This window comes from Anoxybacillus sp. J5B_2022 (assembly GCF_026847645.1).
Classification (GTDB): domain Bacteria; phylum Bacillota; class Bacilli; order Bacillales; family Anoxybacillaceae; genus Anoxybacteroides.
The window spans coordinates 1-17,363 of the sequence record NZ_JAPSMC010000059.1 but is presented as its reverse complement, the minus strand read 5'-3'; the positions used below and the strand labels follow the sequence as shown (position 1 = coordinate 17,363).

The window sequence follows — 17,363 nt, the reverse complement described above, 5'->3', positions numbered from 1 at the left end:
TAGTTCAATTGCAAGCTTGCCACCTTGTGAAGCGCCGGCTAGTATGATTTCATTTTCTTTCGTTAAATAGTTGTTTTGAAAAAGGTGATACAAATGTTCAATATCTTTTATCGCTGTTTTCTTATCATCCCAGCAAAAAGTTTCATATCCGCAAACTTGAGAAGATTGTGCAAAACCAAATATGTATTGTTTAAGCAGCTCTTCATTTTTCCAATATTCCGCAAAATCACGCGCATTATCTTTTCGCCAATGTAATGACAAAATGGCTGTTTTGTCTTTGTTATTTCCTATAACATAAAGTTCTGGAAATGACAGTTTTTGTTGCTCTTGCCAACGCTGTTTGCATATTTGCACGATGTGCTGAAATTCTTCCTTATCTTTAATTGGACTTAACATTTCTTCAGTTAATAACGTTTCCGGGTTCCACCAGACACCTTGCTCCATTGCTAGTTTTAACTGTGTTAATGCTTCGTAGGCTGATTAAGCTGAGCTAACAAACAAGATTTCCAAAAACTCGTATAATAAATCTTCTCGCGATACAAAACTTCAGCCTTTTCCGAAAGAATGAGCGCCTTTTTCCATTCTTTTTGCTCAAGTAATTGTAAAAATTCTCGATGCAGATCAATAAACTTTTTACTCATAGAACATTTCCTCCAACAATTTCACATCTGTTTCAAAAAAACCGAGCAACAGCCGCTGCTTTGCTTCATCCAATTCCAACCTGACTAATATGTGCAAAAACAAAACTGTTTGTTTAATTCAATTCGTTCATTTCAACTTCGTTTCGACCAGTAGATCGGCACGATACTTCTCTCCTGCCGTCACATCCGTAAACAGTTCTTCCGACAAAAACGACACGCACTGAAAATCAATATGCTCATGCACTTGCGGGAAAAAGAGAAGAATAAACTCTTCAAAAAACGTTTGGAGCAGCTCTTTAAACAACCGATCGTAGTCGACTTCCATATATTGCATCCTTTCCGAAAACTTCACATACTTTTTCGATGAAACACTCGAAACTCCTCCTCTCCCATCCATATTTTTTACAAAAACAAACAGAGAGTACGATGACTCTCTGTTTCTTCAAATCTCGATAATCCTCGGAAAGTGACAGGCACTGCGACCAATGCGCATAAACACCCATACATACTTACCATAATATCACGTATCCCTTTTATTACGCAGCTCAGCTTTAATTTCCTTAATATCAAATCTAATCTTGATTACAAAAAGTACAAAAAGTAGTACTAAAGCAATGATTAAAATTACAACACGTATATGAAACGGAATGAAACTAAAAAGAGAAGTGTAGAAAAGAACTAGCCACAGTAATGTAGGGATGATTCCATAAACATAAACAACGTTCTTTTCCTTAACAATCGCGAATAACCAATAGAAGATGAGAATGACATTATAAATTCCGTATATTTCATGAGATTCCACTATAGATCTCTCCAATAGCCAATAGAAGATGAGGATGACGACAAAAATTCCGTATATTTCATAGGATCTCATTATAGATCTCTTCCCCCTAATTCCCAGAAGCAGAATACCCTTTTCTAAAGCCATTCGCAAATATCGCTATATCAGGTATGAATCCCCATATTCCCATCGCTTTGATCGCTCTGTTGACTAACGTTTCTCTCCAACCACAGTAGCAAAATCTATTTTTTGTACCATCATTTTCAAATCACAGTTCGAGGATTTTCATATGTCCTTTTTGTTGCGTAGCTTAGCTTTAATTTCTGTGATCTGTAATCTAATAAAAATTGCTATACACAATATAAACACTACAACAACCACTAAGACACGTATATAAAGACGAATAAAGTTAAAGATAGACGTGTAAAAAAGAATAAATCCCAGTAATATAGGGATTATTGCATAAACATAGTCAATTTCTTTCGTCTTGATGATACGAAACAGTTGAGAATAGATTAGGATCACAAGGAAAAATCCATATATTTCATAAGCACCCATTACTAGCCCTCCTAGTTGCCTGCAGCTGAGTACCCTTTTCTAAAACCATTCGCAAATATAAAGATATCAGGTATGAATCCCCATATTCCTATCGCTTTGATCGCTCCTTTAGCTGCCATTTGCATCTCTCTATAACCCATTGTGTATCATGGCACTATTCAATAGTTCTTACGTATCCTTTCTACTTCGCAATTTACCTTTAATTTCTTTGACCTGTAATCTAATGAAAATGGCGATACCTCGTAGTGCTAGTCGAGCGTTAGGGTTCAACTAGCATCACAAGTTACGCATCATTCTTGTTTCTAAATTTTGCTTCTTTAATTTCCCTCTTTGCATTTCTAAAACCAACTACAATAAGCAACATATATACAATAACAACAATCCCGATACGTAGATAAGGGGGAATGAAATCAAAAAGAGTTGTATAAATAAAGATAAACATTAATAATATAGGAGCAACAACGTAAACAATATGACTAGTATCCTTTTTCTTAACAGCATAAAATAGTTGCCAATAGATAAAGACCACGAGGAAAATTCCGTTTATTTCGTAAGCTCCCACTATAAGCCCTCCTAGTTGCCTGCAGCTGAGTACCCTTTTCTAAAACCATTCGCAAATATAACGATATCAGGTATGAATCCCCATATTCCTATTGCTTTGATCGCTCCTTTAGCTGCTCCTTTGATCATCGTTTGTGTTGCTGCCTTTTCAATTCTCCCAGCTGCCAATCTCGTTTCTGCTTGGGATATCTTAGTTCTCACTTCTGCTTCTGTTTCTCTCCAACCATTACGGGCACCTACTGTAGCCGGACCTACCTTACTAGCAGTATTAGCAGCACCACTCCAATTAATTCCATAAGAAGCTGCTACATCCTTTAATCCTTGTTTAATTCCTGATTCAATTCTATTCCATGTAGACATTGCTAACCATCCTTTCCACTAGAAATGAAATGTAGTGATAAGTAATGAATAGCTGTATTCCATAGAATCATTTATTTATATAAAAAGCCTCCTTATCCTTACATATCCCTAAGAAAAATCAAAGCAGTGCCTCTTATATTTTTTCATCAAAATGATAGCTATAAAGATCGGGATACTTCTTACCATATGAGAGCTTTTCTCGCCTTATACGAAAAACACCTTCAGCCAGCTTCCTACCATTTAACAAATACAAAAAAAATTTATATTCGCTCGTTCCTTGAACATGCTCTAGGAGTTGCTTATGATCAAGCAAAATAACATGTACGAAAGTTCTATGATAATTTTCACTTTTTCCAGCTGGTATAACGTCTATATTTCCGTATACAAATTCACTATTATGTTCGATAATTATGACGACAGGTATGTCTCTTTTAATACAAGAAAATTCCATGAAAATACATAATTCTTGATCGTTTATGCTAAAATCACTTGTTGGATGCACTGGAAAAAGTACCTCTTGAACATTTTTTCCCACTCCCATACATGTTAAACATCTAACCAAGTTAGTATCCTTAAAATCCTCATTCATTTTTGCTAATAGGTTGATGTTTATTTCTAGAATTTTCTGCTTCCTAAAGAAAATACTTACTATATTTTCGTCCTTCTCATCCCCCTTTTCTATTACATGACCTAAATCAAAAAAACCATCAGTCGACTCGATACGACAAGAATTTTCCTTGAACTTCACCTCAATCTCCCTTAAAAAAGGTAAATACAATTTCACAACAAACACACCCAATCGTCGCAATATTCACAATAAAATTTTATCCTTATTTTTTTTTTTTTTGTCAATATATTACGATGAAAAAAGCATTCCTGTTAGAAAGGTTTTGGGGGACTTGAAAGAAAAAAGCCCTCTTGGTATGATGCAGGGGTACCAACAAACACCTATCATCAAACCAAGGAGGACTTACTATGAATTGTACACAAAATCGCAAAATTGAACAAGTCACGGATCAAACATTAGTGATTGGAATGGATATTGCCAAGCAAAAACATTTCGCGGCGATGGTGGACGCGCGGGGAAGAGAACTCAAGAAGAGGGTTCCAGTGCTCCAGTCGAGAGCCGGATTCGAGCAGTTTTATGCGTTGATTCAAGAGGCGATGAGGGAATTTGGTAAAACGGAAGTGATCGTCGGAATCGAACCGACCGGACATTACTGGTTGAACCTTGCCCATTTTCTCGAGGAAAAAGGGATCCCTTTGGTCATGGTCAACCCGATGCACGTCAAACGGTCGAAAGAACTGGACGACAACTTACCGACGAAGCATGACGCCAAAGACGCCCTCGTCATCGCAAGGCTCGTCAAAGACGGACGCTTTAGCTATCCACGCATTCTCCACGAGGTGGAGGCAGAATTACGGGCAGGAACCACGTTTCGAGAATCGCTGATCAAGGAACGGAATGCCGTCCTCAATCAAATGATTCGTTGGCTGGATCAGTACTTCCCTGAGTTTGTGCAAGTGTTTCCGTCGTTCGGAAAACTCGCATTGGCGGTTTTAGAACACACGCCGTTTCCGATGGATATCGCCGATCAGACGGTCGAAGGACTCATGGAGCGATACCGTCAAAGCGAAGGACTAAAATGTCCGCAAAAACCGAAAATTCAACAGCTGATCAAGGTCTCTCGCCATTCGATTGGCATCACGGAAGGACAACAGATGGCCCGTATCCAAATTGCCACGTTGGTTCGCCGATATCGCCAATTGGAACAAGAGATCGCATCGTTGACGGAAGAGTTAGTTGCCCTTGCACAAACAACGATGGAGTACGAATGGCTTCAAACGATCCCAGGGTTAGGCGATGCGACGATTGTAGAACTATTGTCGGAAATCGGGAGTTTTCAACAGTACCAAGATCCGCGCCAGCTGATTAAATTAGCGGGCTTGACGTTGAAGGAAAACTCGTCAGGACAACACAAGGGACAAAAACGAATCTCGAAGCGAGGGCGAAGACGGCTACGCACTCTTCTCTTTCGGGTGATGATCCCACTCATTCGTCATAACAAGGCGTTTCGGGCCTTACACGAGTACTATACGACACGTCCTGTCAATCCGTTGCGTAAGAAGCAATCCATCGTCGTGTTATGTGGCAAGCTATTGAAGGTTCTATACGCGGTTTGTGTGAAACAACAAGCATTTGATGAGGAACGAATGATGAAAGATATCTTCTCCTCCACTCAAGCACAGGCAGCCTAAAGCCGCCTCCTTTGACAAAAAGAGTGTTCTGAACAACCAGATGACACGGAGAAGCTGGCACGATTTTCTCCATTCGACCTCGAGTCCCTAAGAAAGCTTAGCCGGCCTCTGCCTGGTGAAGAGACCGAACGAAGGAATGTTGGCACATGGATGCCCAGAGACATGGGAGGGTTCGTCCTCATCAGCAATGCAGAGATCCAAGGTGCATCGCATACACATCCATCCACTGAAGGAAAAAATACCAAGCAGTGACCGCGAAGCGCACCCTAGATTGTTAGATATCAACAAAAATGCAAAAGTATGTGATGAGTTTTGTCGAAAAATATTTTTTTGGCACCCCTAAGATGCCAAGAAACCTTGATATATCAACATTTCTAGAGGGAGGTAAAATTTAAGTGATATATCAAAAATAGCAAAGAGGACGGAGAGGAAGATGGAAACGCTATTCAAGTTATGTTTTGAAATGGTGGGTGGATTGTTAGATTTTTTGTTGTTAGGTCAGTTTAATTACATCACCGCAAAACGAAAATTAAAACATCTGCAAGAAATAGGAATTATTGCACCACAAAAACCGTTCGATCGAAACACTATAAGGCATATATTAAAAGACCACCGCATTGCCACATGTTTATTTCAAGAACAAATTACAAAAAACTTATCCATGACAAAGATGTGCAAAAACAATTCAATGAAGCGATCAGCAAATATGTATAAATCGCCCACGACAAAGGTGGGCGATTTTTATTCCTCGCGCCAAATATCTTTCAGCGTCCATATATCAACAGAATGTACCGTTAAATCCCCACCTTCTGCAAATAATTCGATTCCTTGACTCGTTTCGGATGGATAAATCCTCCCTGTCATGACAAGCCGGCCGCCGTTGACAAATAGTTCGACAGATGAGCGATCGATAAAGAAATGAAACGTAATGACATCTCCTAACTGTCCATCTAGCACCGCTCGACGAGTGCCGCCCTCTCCTTTTCCGGAACGGTTTCGGTCAAACGTGACGATGGAGTCTTTCACATCATAGCGGAAGATCGTTTCTTCGCTTCCATCACTCGAACAGCCACTCGAACAGCGCACTTTGACACCAAATGCATTCCCACGAAAATCGGTTAACGAAAAGCGAACGAGCAACTCAAGCCGATCGCCTTCGACAGGGACTGTGTATGTTGCTTCATGTTGTTTTACTGAGATCGATTCCAGATGCGTATGCTCTTCGCGCAATAATTGCAACTCCGGCACCGGCTTCATCAAAAGTTTCTCATCATCTGTCAATTCCAAAAGACGCGGAATCGTTAACGCGCCCGCCCATCCGTGTTCTTGCGTCGGCATCGGAGACTCCCACATATCCATCCAGCCGAACAAAATTCGTCGTCCTCGTTCATCTTCAAACGTTTGCGCTGCGTAAAAATCAAATCCCTTATCGAGTTCTTCAAACGCTCCGTGTGTCAGTTTCCCTGTTTCCTCATCAAGCGTTCCGACAAGGTAACCGGTTTGATGAAGGTTTTGAAAGCGGTCGCCGACAGGCTCCATCCCTTGCGGTGAAAATAGTAATATATCTTTGCCGTTCAAACGGAATACATCAGGACATTCCCACATGTATCCTAAGCTACCATCGCTTTGTGCAAGGATGTTGACATATTCCCACTGACGCAGATCTTTCGACTTGTATAAAACGACTTTTCCGTTATTCCCCTCTCTTGTACCGAGCACCATATACCAGTCGTCGCCACGTTTCCACACTTTTGGATCGCGAATATGACCTTGGCAGTCAAACGGAGGCTCGGAAAGTACCGGATTGGCCGGGTCTTTTTCAAAATGGATGCCGTCTTTGCTTGTCGCTAAACATTGATATTGCTTCAATTCCGTTTGTTCCTCATTCAGCCAAACATTTCCGGTGTAAATAAGTGTGAGAACTCCATTATCATTCACCGCGCTTCCCGAGAAGCAGCCGCCTTCGTCGTACCATTCACTCGGCGCAAGCGCAATCGGTGCACGCTCCCAATGCACAAGGTCTTTACTTTTCACATGCCCCCAATGCATCGGCCCCCACTTTGGACTATCCGGATGAAACTGATAGAACACATGGTATTCCCCGTTCCATTGAATGAGTCCATTTGGGTCGTTCATCCAGTGAACCGGTGCCATAATATGGTATGCTAACCGATACGTGCCGTCCATTTTTTCTTTTGCTCGTTGTACTCGTGTTTCTGCTTCCTTTACCATTTCCTCATGTCTAGACAATGCAACCAACCTTTCTACATCATTTAATCGAACCATTCATAACCCCTTGAATAATATATCTTTGGGTAAACAAGTAAACAATGATCACTGGAATGATCGTCACTACTAATCCAGCCATTAATAATCCGTAATCGACAGAATATGTCCCGAAAAAGTAGAACGTAGACAGTGGCAATGTCCGCTCTTCCGGCTTAATTAAAACAAGGGACGGTAATAAAAAGTCATTCCAAATCCAAAGAACATTTAAAATCACAATCGTCATCGTTGTTGGTTTCAATAATGGAAACACTACTTGAAAAAAGATTTGCAAACGTGATGCCCCGTCAATCATCGCCGCCTCTTCTAATTCCAGTGGAATGCTCTTAATTAATCCATGATAAATAAAAACAGCTAACGATGCACCGAACCCGATATACATATAAATCAATGCCCACTTGCTATTTAAAAAGCCAATCGATCCATAAATTTGGACAAGCGGAATCATAATCGCTTGGAAAGGAATGATCATGGAAGCGACCATTAAGAAAAACAAAAACTTATTCAACTTACTTTGAATACGGACAAAAACATAAGCAGTCATCGCTGAAAAAATCGTAATCAACGCTACACTAAACACTGTAATAATCAACGAATTCATAAAGCTATTCGCAAAATTCATCTTTTCCATGGCACTTAAATAGTTCGCAAAATTGATCGATTTAGGTATGGACAATGGATTGGAAATGATCTCCGTTCGCTCTTTTAAAGAATTCAGTAACACTAATATAAATGGCAAAATATATAGACAGAAAAAAACAACTAAAACAAAATATCGCATCGCTTTCATTAAGGTTTTTGATACGTTCATTACGCTTCAACCTCCCGCTTCTTGCTCACATACACTTGAATCAGTGTAACGATGGCTACAATGAGAAACAAAACAAACGCCTCTGCTTGTCCCGCTCCGTACTTTTGTGATAAAAATGCTTTTTGATACACATACATCGACACGAGCTGTGTGCTCTTATACGGACCTCCATTCGTTAACGCAATATTTAAATCATACACCATAAACCCTCTTTGAAGAGATAAAAACACGCAAACAATAAACGATGGAACCATCAGCGGCAAAATAATCTTCCGCAACCGAACAAACGCGTTCGCACCGTCAATGCTTGCTGCTTCTAACAATTCTTTAGGGATATTCATTAATCCCGCTATATAAATGACCATCATGTAGCCAGAATATTGCCAAGTTGTCACAATGACAAGCGTCCAAAACGCTTTGTCCGGATCTGCCAACCATGAAGAGGAGAAAATGCCGATTTTAAAATGCTCGCCAATGTAAACAAGTACGTTCGAAAAAATGAACTGCCAAAGAAATCCGAGTATAATGCCTCCTATTAAGTTAGGCGTAAAGAAGCCCGCTCGAAATAAATTTTTTCCACGAATTTCTGTTGTCAACATATACGCCAAAAAAAACCCGACGACATTAATCAAAATAACCGTTAGTAGAACATATTTCATCGTTTTATACAGCGATGTCCAAAACGCAGTGTCATCTAGCACCGCTAAATAGTTCTTCAATCCGACAAACGAGTGATTCGCGGAAACTCCGTCCCAGTTGGTAAACGTCAAATAAATTCCATATAAAAACGGTAAAATAACAACCGTAAAAAAAGCGAATAATGTAGGGCCTGAGAATAACAGCTGAATTTTCAATTTATCGAAAAATTTTTGGCTGGACATTCATCGTCATCTCCTTGCTAAAAGTTGTGGAATAACGGCTAAACCCGTTATTCCACATAAACTAAAACTCTATTATTGTTGTGATTTCCAGTAACCTTCAATTTGCTTCAACAATTGTTTTCGATCGATTTTATTGTCTAAATATTGTTGCATGAACGCACCAACTTGAGACCAATGGTCAGGTGGAAGCGTAACCATAGATCGAAGCGTTTTATTATTGTTCATATACGCTTTAATCGATTTCGCTAATGGATCTTGCGGCTCTAATGTAATATTTTTGAACGCTGGGATGATGTTCGCCTTATTGACTAAAAAGTCTTGCCCTTTTTCATTATATACTAGCCACTCTAAAAACTTTTTCGCTGCTGCTTGTTGTTCAGGGGAGTTTTGCTCTTTGTCAATGATCAAGCGCTTCGTTACACCAACAGAGATTTGCGAGTTACCATAGTCATCTGGATTATCGCTAATTGGCACTGGCAAGAAACCGTAGTTGCCGTTTGTTGTATCAAATCCTTTAATTTGCGGCCATGCCCAGTTCCCCATAAACCAAAGACCGACTTTTCCTTTTCCTAATAACTCTGGTCCTTGCTCATACGTTCCTGACATCGGATCTTTCTTATTAATGTTATTTTCTTTTAATAAATCAAACGTATCTAATAGCCCGTTTAATTTTTCGTTTTTCGTCAAATCTTCTTTTCCTTCTTTAAGGTTTGTTAAAAACGCTTCCACTTCTTCAAACTTATTTGATTGTACGCTATAACCAATTGTTAAATAATGAGCCCCTAACGACCAATCCATTGGAGATAACAAATTGGAAGCTACTCCTGTTTTTTGAATTTTTTTGATTAATTCTGCCAAGTCTTTTCTCGTTTTAATCGAAGCAGGGTCAAAGTTTCCGCCTACTGCTTTATCAAGAACGGCTTTGTTATAAATTAAACCATATCCTTCAACCGCAAACGGGAAGGCAAGAATCTTTCCATCTTCTGTCTTCGCATCATCTAAACTACCATCAATAGCATCATTCACCCATTTTTCTTTTGATAAATCAAGCGCCTTATCGGCAAATTTTTTCACATCACCTGGATCCACCATTGCAATTGTCGGTGCATTTCCCGATGCATACATCGATGTTACCTTTTCAAATGGGGACTGGCCTGCAGCAGCTGGGATTACTTCTAATGTTATTCCAGGATTTTCTTTGCTAAATTCTTTTGCTGCTTCTTCAAGCTGTGCTTGAATTTCACCTTTCGAATTCAAAAACGTAATTTTCACTTCTGAACTACTTGTTTTCTTTTGTTCAGACTGTTGACTTTCCTTCGCGGAATTCCCACATCCTGCCAACAGTAAGGATAAAGATAATACTGCGGCTGACATCATTTTTAGTTTGCTCAAATTAGTTCCCCCTCTTTTTAAAAATATTTGTCCTTCTACCGTGATTATATTAAAGCGGTTTCAATATGTCAATCGTTTGACATAAAAAATGTTAAACGATTGATATATTGTAAGAAAAGCGCAAAGCGCCCGCCTATCGGCGAAGATCGCACAAGCCCCACCGAGGAGCGCTCGAACCAAGCACGGCTTGGTTCTGCGTGGGCAAAATCACTGAAGTTTCTCCATGTGTTGCCGCCGAAAGAAGGGGCGGATCGCATCACACCGATGGCGCTTGGAGCTAGACAGCTCCCCACCTAATTGTAACATTTTATACTTTCTTACCTTACAAAAAAGGTGTTGAAACGTTTATCACTTTCAACACCTTCCCTACATCATCACGTCGTCAACCGTTCGATCAACTCTACCGGAAACACATTCTCACGTTCAAACGGCTCTTCGTTTACTTGCTTCACAATCAATTCAACCGCACATTTCGCCATCTCTTCAATCGGTTGACGAATGGTCGTGAGTGGCGGAACAAATAACGAAGCAAGCTTAATATCATCGTATCCAACAATTTTAATATGTTCAGGAATCCGTCTATTCAAGAAATAACCGATTTGAATAAAATAGGCCGCCATGACATCACTACTCGCAAAAACACCATCGATATCGGGGTGTTTTTCTAACAAATTTCGAATCATCGCTTCGTATTGAGTGATGTCAAAAACATTCAGGTCCGTTTCAACAATCACCGATTCAATCCCATGTTCTTTACTTAATTCGATAAATGCTTGTGAGCGTTTATTGGCAAGCAATTGAAGCTGTAAATTCCCGCTTATATGAGCAATTTTTTTGCATCCTTTTTGAATGAGCAAATGGGTGGCCAACTTCCCCCCACCGTAGTTATCAGAGGAAATATAAGGAATTTCTTCACTAATGCGCCGATCAAATGTGACGATCGGATAATTTAAGTTCATATATTCTTCCACTTCTAGCGTATGGCTCCCCATAATAATGCCGTCTACCCGATTGCTTTTGAGCATCTCGATATACTCTTTTTCTTTTTTTCGATCCAACAACGAATTGCAAATTAACACTTTATAACCAATTAAATGAGCGTAATATTCAATGAAACCTGCTAATTCCCCGAAAAACGGATGAGATACAGTCGGAATAATGAGGCCAATTAACTTTGATTTTCGGCGATGCAGAGATCTAGCAATTTCATTTGGTTGATAGTTTAATTCTTCCATTGCCTGATATACTTTTTGGCGGGTTGCATCGCTAATATATCCACGATTATTTAATACACGGGATACCGTTGTTACCGTGACGCCCGCTAATCGCGCCACATCTTTAATAGTGGGCATATTTCTCCTCCTTGTTTCTTCAGTAAATTCACAGAAAATATCCATGAGCAAGTTTTGCTCGCCACCCAAGCATGAAAATAACCGTTCATGAACCCGTTATTTTCACAGAAAAAGAGCACCCCTTTCCTTACAAGACAAGATTAGGAAAGAAACGCTCACTATGAAAAGCATACCACATGAAAAAAAGATTATTCAATGTCAAAACGTTAAAACGGTTTCAATTTTTACCGCCACCCACTGCTCAAGATGATGATAGCAATACCACGAAAGCTAGGTGTGCGAATATAGTGCGCTTGGACTAGTGCATGTTCACTATTCATTACGCTTCCCCTTTTTCAAAAAATAAGCGTTTCCTTTGTTACACTACGTTTCATTACAGAAAAAACGAATCACGACGAATTTTGTTAACGTTTTTTTGGCATGCTATATTCATCAGCACGCAAGGAGATGACAGGATGAACATGCTGTCTTTATTCATATCGTTATACATGTTAGTAGTAGGTATCATTTCCCCTACCACCGATGATGCGAAAAAAACGAACAAAGACCAGCAAGAAATCGTGTGGGACGTGCCAACAACGAAAAAAGTCGTCGCCCTTACGTTTGACGATGGACCAGATGCCATCTATACGCCGCAAATTTTAGCCATTTTAAAAGAACATAACGCTAAAGCGACCTTTTTTGTCGTTGGCTTTCGTGCGGAGAAATATCCCGACATCGTCAAAAGACAAGCGCAAGAAGGGCACGAATTGGCAAACCATACGTACGAACACCTCGATTTCCGCGGCAAATCCGAGCAGACAGTCACTCGTGAAATCAAAAAAACCGAGAATATTTTATACGAAATAACCGGAAAGCGTCCGACGTTATTTCGTCCCCCGCTCGGCTATTACAACCGTAACGTGATCAACGCCGCGAGAAACGAAGGGTATACGATCGTCATGTGGTCAAGAGAGCAAGATACGTACGACTGGAAAAATCCCGGCACGAAAAGAATTGTTCGCCGCGTTGTTCATCATATTCAGCCAGGACAAATCATTTTATTTCACGACCACGGCAGCGGCAGTCGTCATCAAACGGTACAAGCATTGAAAGAAATTTTACCGATTTTAAAAGAAAAAGGATATACGTTCGTGACCGTTTCCGAGCTATTGAAACTTCATCCTAATTACCGCGATCTAAACCTTTAATCCCCCGGCCATGCGCTCATTCACATGAACGAACAAGTTTATTACTTGTTCGTTCATGGCCCACCATTTACCAACTGGTTCAACTTGTTATGGAGCTGCCGAAGAGATAGCCTACATACGCAAACAATATACCGAAAAAATAGCTGATCCCGAGATAAAAAACGCCATTTCTTTTTTCTCCATTGATGATCATTTGAATACTTTCCCATTTAAACGTCGAAAACGTCGTAAACGCCCCCATAAAACCAGTGCCAAAAAACAGCTGCCAACTTTCGTCAGGTGCACTTCCGGTAATCCAGCCTAATAAAAACGAACCAAGTAGATTAATGAGCAACGTACCGACTGGAAATGATGTCACCCGCGGAATAAACCACTGGCTGATGGCAAAGCGGCAAATCGCCCCGAAAAACCCTCCACTAACGACTAATGCTGCAGAAATCACGAATTACGCACCACCTTTTATTTTTTCTCAACCAATTTCGCGATTCGATAGCCACTCCACGAACAAAACAGTCCGCCCCATAAACTAAGGAATAAATACACAAGAGCCATCGGCCAAGCATGACGTTGGACTAACTTTAGAAAATCAACGCTAAACGTGGAAAACGTCGTAAACGAACCAATGAACCCTGTCGCAATCCCTGTTTTCATCCAAAGCGGAAACGATGGAATGCGCGCGGACCATGTCGCAAACCAACTTAGCAAAAACGAACCAACGAAATTTACAAGCAACGTTCCGACTGGAAATCCCCAAAGCCATGCGGTCGGAATCGAAACTCCTACATAATAGCGAAGCAATGCCCCAACCATGCCAGCAATGCCAACAACAACGTAAATCAATTCCTTCTCCTCCTAAACAAGCAAATATTTTCCTTAAAATGAATAAACCCCTACCAGCGCAACCTGGTAGGAGTCATCAGCCTCGCGGCAATTACGGCGAACTCCATCGCCTATGTAGCTAGCTGAATCTCCCGACGACTAAAGTCGCGGGGTTCTTGTGTACTGAAAAGTTTCTCTTGTACCTGCGTACAAGCACTTACTTTTGTTCCACAAGACTTTCATGGGCAAACACCTCGATGGTGCTTTGCGCCCTGTACGCCCGATTCAAGACGTTGGACTTTTCTTCTCTATAAAAGTAGCATACCATCTTTGACTACGTCAAAGCAATCGGTTCATCCCATGTCTAAAGACGGGCTACGCCTGCATGGGCTGTCTCCGATTGTAGTTTGTAATCGATCATCGTTCCACCATGCGGATGACTTTTTCCGTGCATCTTCATCACCAAACTTTCGCGATCTTTTTTCCACCCTTTATTATAGCGGTATATTTCGACGAGACACGGGAAAAATGTGACAACATCACGAACTACTTCTTTCCGAAGTTGGTAACAAAGAGCTCCCAATCGCAGCGCCCACTAGCGTCCGCTGCGTTCCGTCCGTATCGCTCCAAGACTTGAAAGCGTTTCTCGGTTAGAATGCTTTCCTAAAAATTTACCATAAAGTGATGCAAGCACTTGTTGAAACAGCATACCGAGAACAACCGGTATGCTGACTTTCGGCGGAAAATAGGTAGCTGCCAACACCGCACCAGCGCTAATATTCCGCATTCCGCCCGTAAACGTTAAAGCGATTGCATCGGTTTGTGAAAATTTCAACAGCCTTGCTGCCATCCACGAAAAGAAATAACCTGAGCTGGCGATGAGTAATACGACGAAACCAATAGAAAAAAGAGTTCGATTTGGATGGATTAAATAAGGCGAAACAACCGCACTATTCATCATAACAACCAATGCCAAGGCAATTTTTGAAACTGGAGACAATACGGCCTCTAGGCTTGCTTTCGTTTCTTTCTTTGCCCATTGATTCACGATCATCCCGAGCAAAGACGGAAAAATAATCATAAAAAATAAACCGGACATCATCTTCCAAGCGTCGATCTCCACCCGGTTTCCTGCAAAGACGAGCAAACTTCCCGGAACAAGAAACGGGGATAAAAACGTATCGATTAAGATGACTGCCAACGCAAAGGCAAGGTTTCCGCGAAGAATAGCTACCCAGATGAAGCTTGTCACCCCTGTTGGAATGACGACGGCGAGCAATAATCCGAGAACGGTTGAGTGATCCCCCCGAAAAAAAAGGTGTCCGATTCCCAATGCCCAAAGTGGCATGAACACATGAAGCAAGAACAAAACGGTTATCATCGGTATAGGATGAAAAAGCGCCTGTTTTAATGCCGAAAAGCTTAACCTTAAGCTACCTGCGAACGTAATGAGCGCAAAAACCCACGGAACGAACGAAGCATAGTGAACAAAAACAGGGGCAAACAGCACCCCGACGATGACGCTCGATGGAACAATGAACGGCAACGCCTTTTCCATGCGGCGGTTTATCATTTGTAACATCGTTTTCATCTCCAATTAATTATCATATATAAGTTGAAATTTTGTTTTACATCCAGCGGATCACTTCACCACGTTATATCATATCGGTTTGTATTTAGATGAAAACGGAAACGAAAAATCGGAAATTCTTTATTGCAACTTATATAGACACGCATACAAATATTCATTGATTTTACTAAAACGTTCATAAGCAACTTTTGCTCGCCACCCAAGGATGAAAATCACTGCTCGTGAACGAGTAACTTTCACAGAAAAGCAAGGAACGAAAAAATATCATGCGTGGAAAACGTTATATTCGGAAACACAGTAGAAACAAAAGGATGATTTCGATCGTCATATACTTCTTCTAGCCGCAAAGAATCGGAGCAAAGGACATATTTTTCAATCGTCTGATGTTGATAATCAGCGATCCAGTATTCCTTCACACCAGCCTTTTCATAGTAATAGCGCTTCAACAGCCGATCGTTTCGCACTGTGCTCGGAGAAAGAACTTCCACAACAAGATCTGGCGCGCCGTAACATCGTTTATTGCGCAGCTTTTCCGCTATCCTCAAAAACACCATCCATTCGAACAGTTGTTTCTTTAATATTTTACCATAAACCATCACAAATAAAATCGTATAAAGTTATGCATTACTAAAATAATTATATAACAGATATTGATTTTTATAATCTGTTATATTACAATACACTTAACAACACTACAAACACGCGAAAGGAGTCGGTCATCAATGGAAATGTATGCTCAAGCGTATCAACGGTATTTAGAAAAATGCAACGAATTTGGCATTCAAGCGATTGATCTCATCGAGTTTATTCGCACCTTAACGATCGAGCAAATACAGCACATGCTGCAACATTAAACAAATTGGAGGAAAAGGATGAATCAAGAGGCCGATGTAGACGTATAAATCCCCCATTCCTGCCGAAAGAATTGGATGGGGGATTTAATTTCAACACCGCTTAGCTCCTTGCAAAAAAAATCTCCAGCCGCTTCTGTGCAAGAGATTTTACTTACGAGGTGTTATTTTGTTCGTTTTCATGTAGCGTTTAAGTTCATCATAGAAATTTTCCCGTGTCCCGGCTAAAATAACGACAATGACATTGCCATTCTCATCATAATCAACGATATACGCAATTTCGTAGTTAATCCCTTTGTGATAAATATCGTAACCATACACTCCGGCTAAATCTCCTGTCTTCATCTTCCCTGCTTCTAACGGATGAGAAAGAATTTCCTGAAAGGATTTATAAAATCTCTCCTGCAGTTCCTTATTATGTTTCGTTATTTTCTTGATCGCTTTTTCCGCTTTTGGAAGTAATGCTAAGCGATTATTCGTCATCTTCGTGGAATAGCTCCTTTAATGTTTCCAACGTATACGTTTTCGCCTTCGGTCTTTCCTCGGAAATCATCTTTTCTAAAGCAGGGGATAGTTGGGATTTACGGTATCTAAACTCTTCGTACAGTTCTTCTCCCGTATACCCTTCGTTTATCAAATCTTTTAAAATAAGATCAGAAAAGTCAACACGATCTTCACGTATCGGGCGAATAATGAGCTTATTATCCGCTAGTTCAATTAACACTTCATCTCCAATGCCTAGCGCATCATAAAAATCTTTTGGTATCGTAATTTGTTTTTTACTAGATACAGATATACGTCTTACCAATTTTTTTTTGCGGTCAGGGACTTTGTCCATCGGTACTCGCTCCTCTACAACGCCGTTTTGTAGTACCAAAGTATTCCCTCCTCTTCGAAAAAATAACCTTAAACCTTGTTTCTTTGTTTCTTTGTTTTTATCATATCACTTACATGTAACAAAAAACAATGCCCCATTCGCGCAGATAGGCATAAAAAAGCACAGCTATGTATGTTAGACGTATAAATCCCC

The 17,363-nt window shown here is 40.4% G+C and carries 20 protein-coding genes, 2 pseudogenes and 1 riboswitch; of the genes and pseudogenes, 4 read left to right on the top strand and 18 right to left on the bottom strand.

What is annotated here, in order from left to right; translation table 11 throughout:
* From M4I42_RS13760 to M4I42_RS13735, 6 genes and pseudogenes are all read right to left on the bottom strand, one after another.
* A pseudogene (locus M4I42_RS13760) lies at positions 1–444 on the bottom strand (DUF3089 domain-containing protein); the annotation flags it as partial.
* 17 nt (positions 445–461) lie between these two features.
* Positions 462–641: a hypothetical protein gene (locus M4I42_RS13755; protein WP_268852682.1), complete on the bottom strand. Its 180-nt coding sequence runs from the start codon at positions 639–641 to the stop codon at positions 462–464.
* A 130-nt stretch (positions 642–771) separates the two neighbouring features.
* Positions 772–966, bottom strand: a pseudogene (locus M4I42_RS17180) (DUF4351 domain-containing protein); the annotation flags it as partial.
* Between the two features lie 1,297 nt (positions 967–2,263).
* On the bottom strand, positions 2,264–2,542 hold the full coding sequence (locus tag M4I42_RS13745) for a hypothetical protein (RefSeq protein WP_183251008.1): 279 nt from the start codon (positions 2,540–2,542) through the stop codon (positions 2,264–2,266).
* Between the two features lie 11 nt (positions 2,543–2,553).
* On the bottom strand, positions 2,554–2,901 hold the full coding sequence (locus tag M4I42_RS13740; RefSeq protein WP_183251009.1) for a hypothetical protein: 348 nt from the start codon (positions 2,899–2,901) through the stop codon (positions 2,554–2,556).
* A 133-nt stretch (positions 2,902–3,034) separates the two neighbouring features.
* Positions 3,035–3,685 (bottom strand): hypothetical protein, encoded by a 651-nt coding sequence (locus tag M4I42_RS13735; RefSeq protein WP_268852681.1) that lies wholly within the window; start codon positions 3,683–3,685, stop codon positions 3,035–3,037.
* 191 nt (positions 3,686–3,876) lie between these two features.
* Here M4I42_RS13735 and M4I42_RS13730 point away from each other — a divergent pair, with 191 nt between their 5' ends.
* Entirely contained in the window at positions 3,877–5,160 is a 1,284-nt protein-coding gene (locus M4I42_RS13730; protein WP_268852680.1) for an IS110 family transposase, read from the top strand.
* A gap of 741 nt (positions 5,161–5,901) precedes the next feature.
* On the opposite strand, the gene M4I42_RS13725 is transcribed toward M4I42_RS13730, so the two are convergent.
* From M4I42_RS13725 to M4I42_RS13710, 4 genes are all read right to left on the bottom strand, one after another.
* Positions 5,902–7,446: a glycoside hydrolase family 32 protein gene (locus M4I42_RS13725; protein WP_268852679.1), complete on the bottom strand. Its 1,545-nt coding sequence runs from the start codon at positions 7,444–7,446 to the stop codon at positions 5,902–5,904.
* Entirely contained in the window at positions 7,430–8,257 is an 828-nt protein-coding gene (locus M4I42_RS13720) for a carbohydrate ABC transporter permease (RefSeq protein WP_268852678.1), read from the bottom strand. The genes M4I42_RS13725 and M4I42_RS13720 overlap by 17 nt, the downstream gene beginning before the upstream one ends.
* Positions 8,257–9,138 (bottom strand): carbohydrate ABC transporter permease, encoded by an 882-nt coding sequence (locus M4I42_RS13715; protein ID WP_268852677.1) that lies wholly within the window; start codon positions 9,136–9,138, stop codon positions 8,257–8,259. Before M4I42_RS13715 ends, M4I42_RS13720 begins: the two co-directional genes overlap by 1 nt.
* Before the next feature lie 72 nt (positions 9,139–9,210).
* Entirely contained in the window at positions 9,211–10,530 is a 1,320-nt protein-coding gene (locus tag M4I42_RS13710; protein WP_268852676.1) for an ABC transporter substrate-binding protein, read from the bottom strand.
* A 99-nt stretch (positions 10,531–10,629) separates the two neighbouring features.
* Here M4I42_RS13710 and M4I42_RS13705 point away from each other — a divergent pair, with 99 nt between their 5' ends.
* Positions 10,630–10,827: a hypothetical protein gene (locus tag M4I42_RS13705; RefSeq protein WP_268852675.1), complete on the top strand. Its 198-nt coding sequence runs from the start codon at positions 10,630–10,632 to the stop codon at positions 10,825–10,827.
* 77 nt (positions 10,828–10,904) lie between these two features.
* Here M4I42_RS13705 and M4I42_RS13700 read toward each other — a convergent pair whose 3' ends face one another.
* Entirely contained in the window at positions 10,905–11,882 is a 978-nt protein-coding gene (locus M4I42_RS13700) for a LacI family DNA-binding transcriptional regulator (RefSeq protein ID WP_268852674.1), read from the bottom strand.
* A gap of 455 nt (positions 11,883–12,337) precedes the next feature.
* On the opposite strand from M4I42_RS13700, the gene M4I42_RS13695 reads away from it, so the two are divergent.
* The gene (locus tag M4I42_RS13695; RefSeq protein WP_268852673.1) at positions 12,338–13,072 is read left to right on the top strand and encodes a polysaccharide deacetylase family protein; all 735 of its coding nucleotides are present in this window, start codon (positions 12,338–12,340) and stop codon (positions 13,070–13,072) included.
* Between the two features lie 79 nt (positions 13,073–13,151).
* Here the strand turns inward: M4I42_RS13695 and crcB (M4I42_RS13690) are convergent, their stop codons facing one another.
* The 5 genes from crcB (M4I42_RS13690) to M4I42_RS13670 form a co-directional block, all read right to left on the bottom strand.
* Positions 13,152–13,514, bottom strand: coding sequence for a fluoride efflux transporter CrcB (gene crcB, locus M4I42_RS13690; protein WP_268852672.1), 363 nt, complete (start codon positions 13,512–13,514; stop codon positions 13,152–13,154).
* 17 nt (positions 13,515–13,531) lie between these two features.
* The gene (crcB, locus tag M4I42_RS13685; RefSeq protein WP_268852671.1) at positions 13,532–13,912 is read right to left on the bottom strand and encodes a fluoride efflux transporter CrcB; all 381 of its coding nucleotides are present in this window, start codon (positions 13,910–13,912) and stop codon (positions 13,532–13,534) included.
* Between the two features lie 60 nt (positions 13,913–13,972).
* Positions 13,973–14,032: riboswitch (Fluoride riboswitch) on the bottom strand.
* 223 nt (positions 14,033–14,255) lie between these two features.
* A complete protein-coding gene (locus M4I42_RS13680) occupies positions 14,256–14,474 on the bottom strand; it encodes a hypothetical protein (protein ID WP_268852670.1) in 219 nt (72 codons plus the stop codon).
* A 12-nt stretch (positions 14,475–14,486) separates the two neighbouring features.
* Complete coding sequence (locus M4I42_RS13675; protein ID WP_268852669.1) at positions 14,487–15,473, bottom strand: bile acid:sodium symporter family protein; 987 nt, start codon at positions 15,471–15,473, stop codon at positions 14,487–14,489.
* 245 nt (positions 15,474–15,718) lie between these two features.
* Positions 15,719–16,027, bottom strand: a complete 309-nt coding sequence (locus M4I42_RS13670; RefSeq protein ID WP_442864115.1) for a Uma2 family endonuclease — start codon at positions 16,025–16,027, stop codon at positions 15,719–15,721.
* A 177-nt stretch (positions 16,028–16,204) separates the two neighbouring features.
* Between M4I42_RS13670 and M4I42_RS13665 the strand changes: the two genes are divergently transcribed.
* On the top strand, positions 16,205–16,336 hold the full coding sequence (locus M4I42_RS13665) for a hypothetical protein (RefSeq protein WP_268852668.1): 132 nt from the start codon (positions 16,205–16,207) through the stop codon (positions 16,334–16,336).
* A gap of 147 nt (positions 16,337–16,483) precedes the next feature.
* Here M4I42_RS13665 and M4I42_RS13660 read toward each other — a convergent pair whose 3' ends face one another.
* The gene (locus M4I42_RS13660) at positions 16,484–16,816 is read right to left on the bottom strand and encodes a type II toxin-antitoxin system RelE/ParE family toxin (protein ID WP_268852667.1); all 333 of its coding nucleotides are present in this window, start codon (positions 16,814–16,816) and stop codon (positions 16,484–16,486) included.
* Entirely contained in the window at positions 16,806–17,171 is a 366-nt protein-coding gene (locus M4I42_RS13655) for an AbrB/MazE/SpoVT family DNA-binding domain-containing protein (RefSeq protein ID WP_268852683.1), read from the bottom strand. The genes M4I42_RS13660 and M4I42_RS13655 overlap by 11 nt, the downstream gene beginning before the upstream one ends.
* Between the last annotated feature and the right edge of the window lie 192 nt (positions 17,172–17,363).

What these genes read in the sequence shown, in the direction of transcription:
- M4I42_RS13725 (WP_268852679.1), bottom strand. Translation starts at nt 7,446, where the DNA reads ATGGTTCGATTAAATGATGTAGAAAGGTTGGTTGCATTGTCTAGACAT.
- M4I42_RS13695 (WP_268852673.1), top strand. Translation starts at nt 12,338, where the DNA reads ATGAACATGCTGTCTTTATTCATATCGTTATACATGTTAGTAGTAGGT.
- M4I42_RS13730 (WP_268852680.1), top strand. Translation starts at nt 3,877, where the DNA reads ATGAATTGTACACAAAATCGCAAAATTGAACAAGTCACGGATCAAACA.
- M4I42_RS13740 (WP_183251009.1), bottom strand. Translation starts at nt 2,901, where the DNA reads ATGTCTACATGGAATAGAATTGAATCAGGAATTAAACAAGGATTAAAG.
- M4I42_RS13675 (WP_268852669.1), bottom strand. Translation starts at nt 15,473, where the DNA reads ATGTTACAAATGATAAACCGCCGCATGGAAAAGGCGTTGCCGTTCATT.
- M4I42_RS13660 (WP_268852667.1), bottom strand. Translation starts at nt 16,816, where the DNA reads ATGACGAATAATCGCTTAGCATTACTTCCAAAAGCGGAAAAAGCGATC.
- M4I42_RS13700 (WP_268852674.1), bottom strand. Translation starts at nt 11,882, where the DNA reads ATGCCCACTATTAAAGATGTGGCGCGATTAGCGGGCGTCACGGTAACA.
- M4I42_RS13665 (WP_268852668.1), top strand. Translation starts at nt 16,205, where the DNA reads ATGGAAATGTATGCTCAAGCGTATCAACGGTATTTAGAAAAATGCAAC.
- M4I42_RS13715 (WP_268852677.1), bottom strand. Translation starts at nt 9,138, where the DNA reads ATGTCCAGCCAAAAATTTTTCGATAAATTGAAAATTCAGCTGTTATTC.
- M4I42_RS13655 (WP_268852683.1), bottom strand. Translation starts at nt 17,171, where the DNA reads ATGGACAAAGTCCCTGACCGCAAAAAAAAATTGGTAAGACGTATATCT.
- M4I42_RS13755 (WP_268852682.1), bottom strand. Translation starts at nt 641, where the DNA reads ATGAGTAAAAAGTTTATTGATCTGCATCGAGAATTTTTACAATTACTT.
- M4I42_RS13720 (WP_268852678.1), bottom strand. Translation starts at nt 8,257, where the DNA reads ATGAACGTATCAAAAACCTTAATGAAAGCGATGCGATATTTTGTTTTA.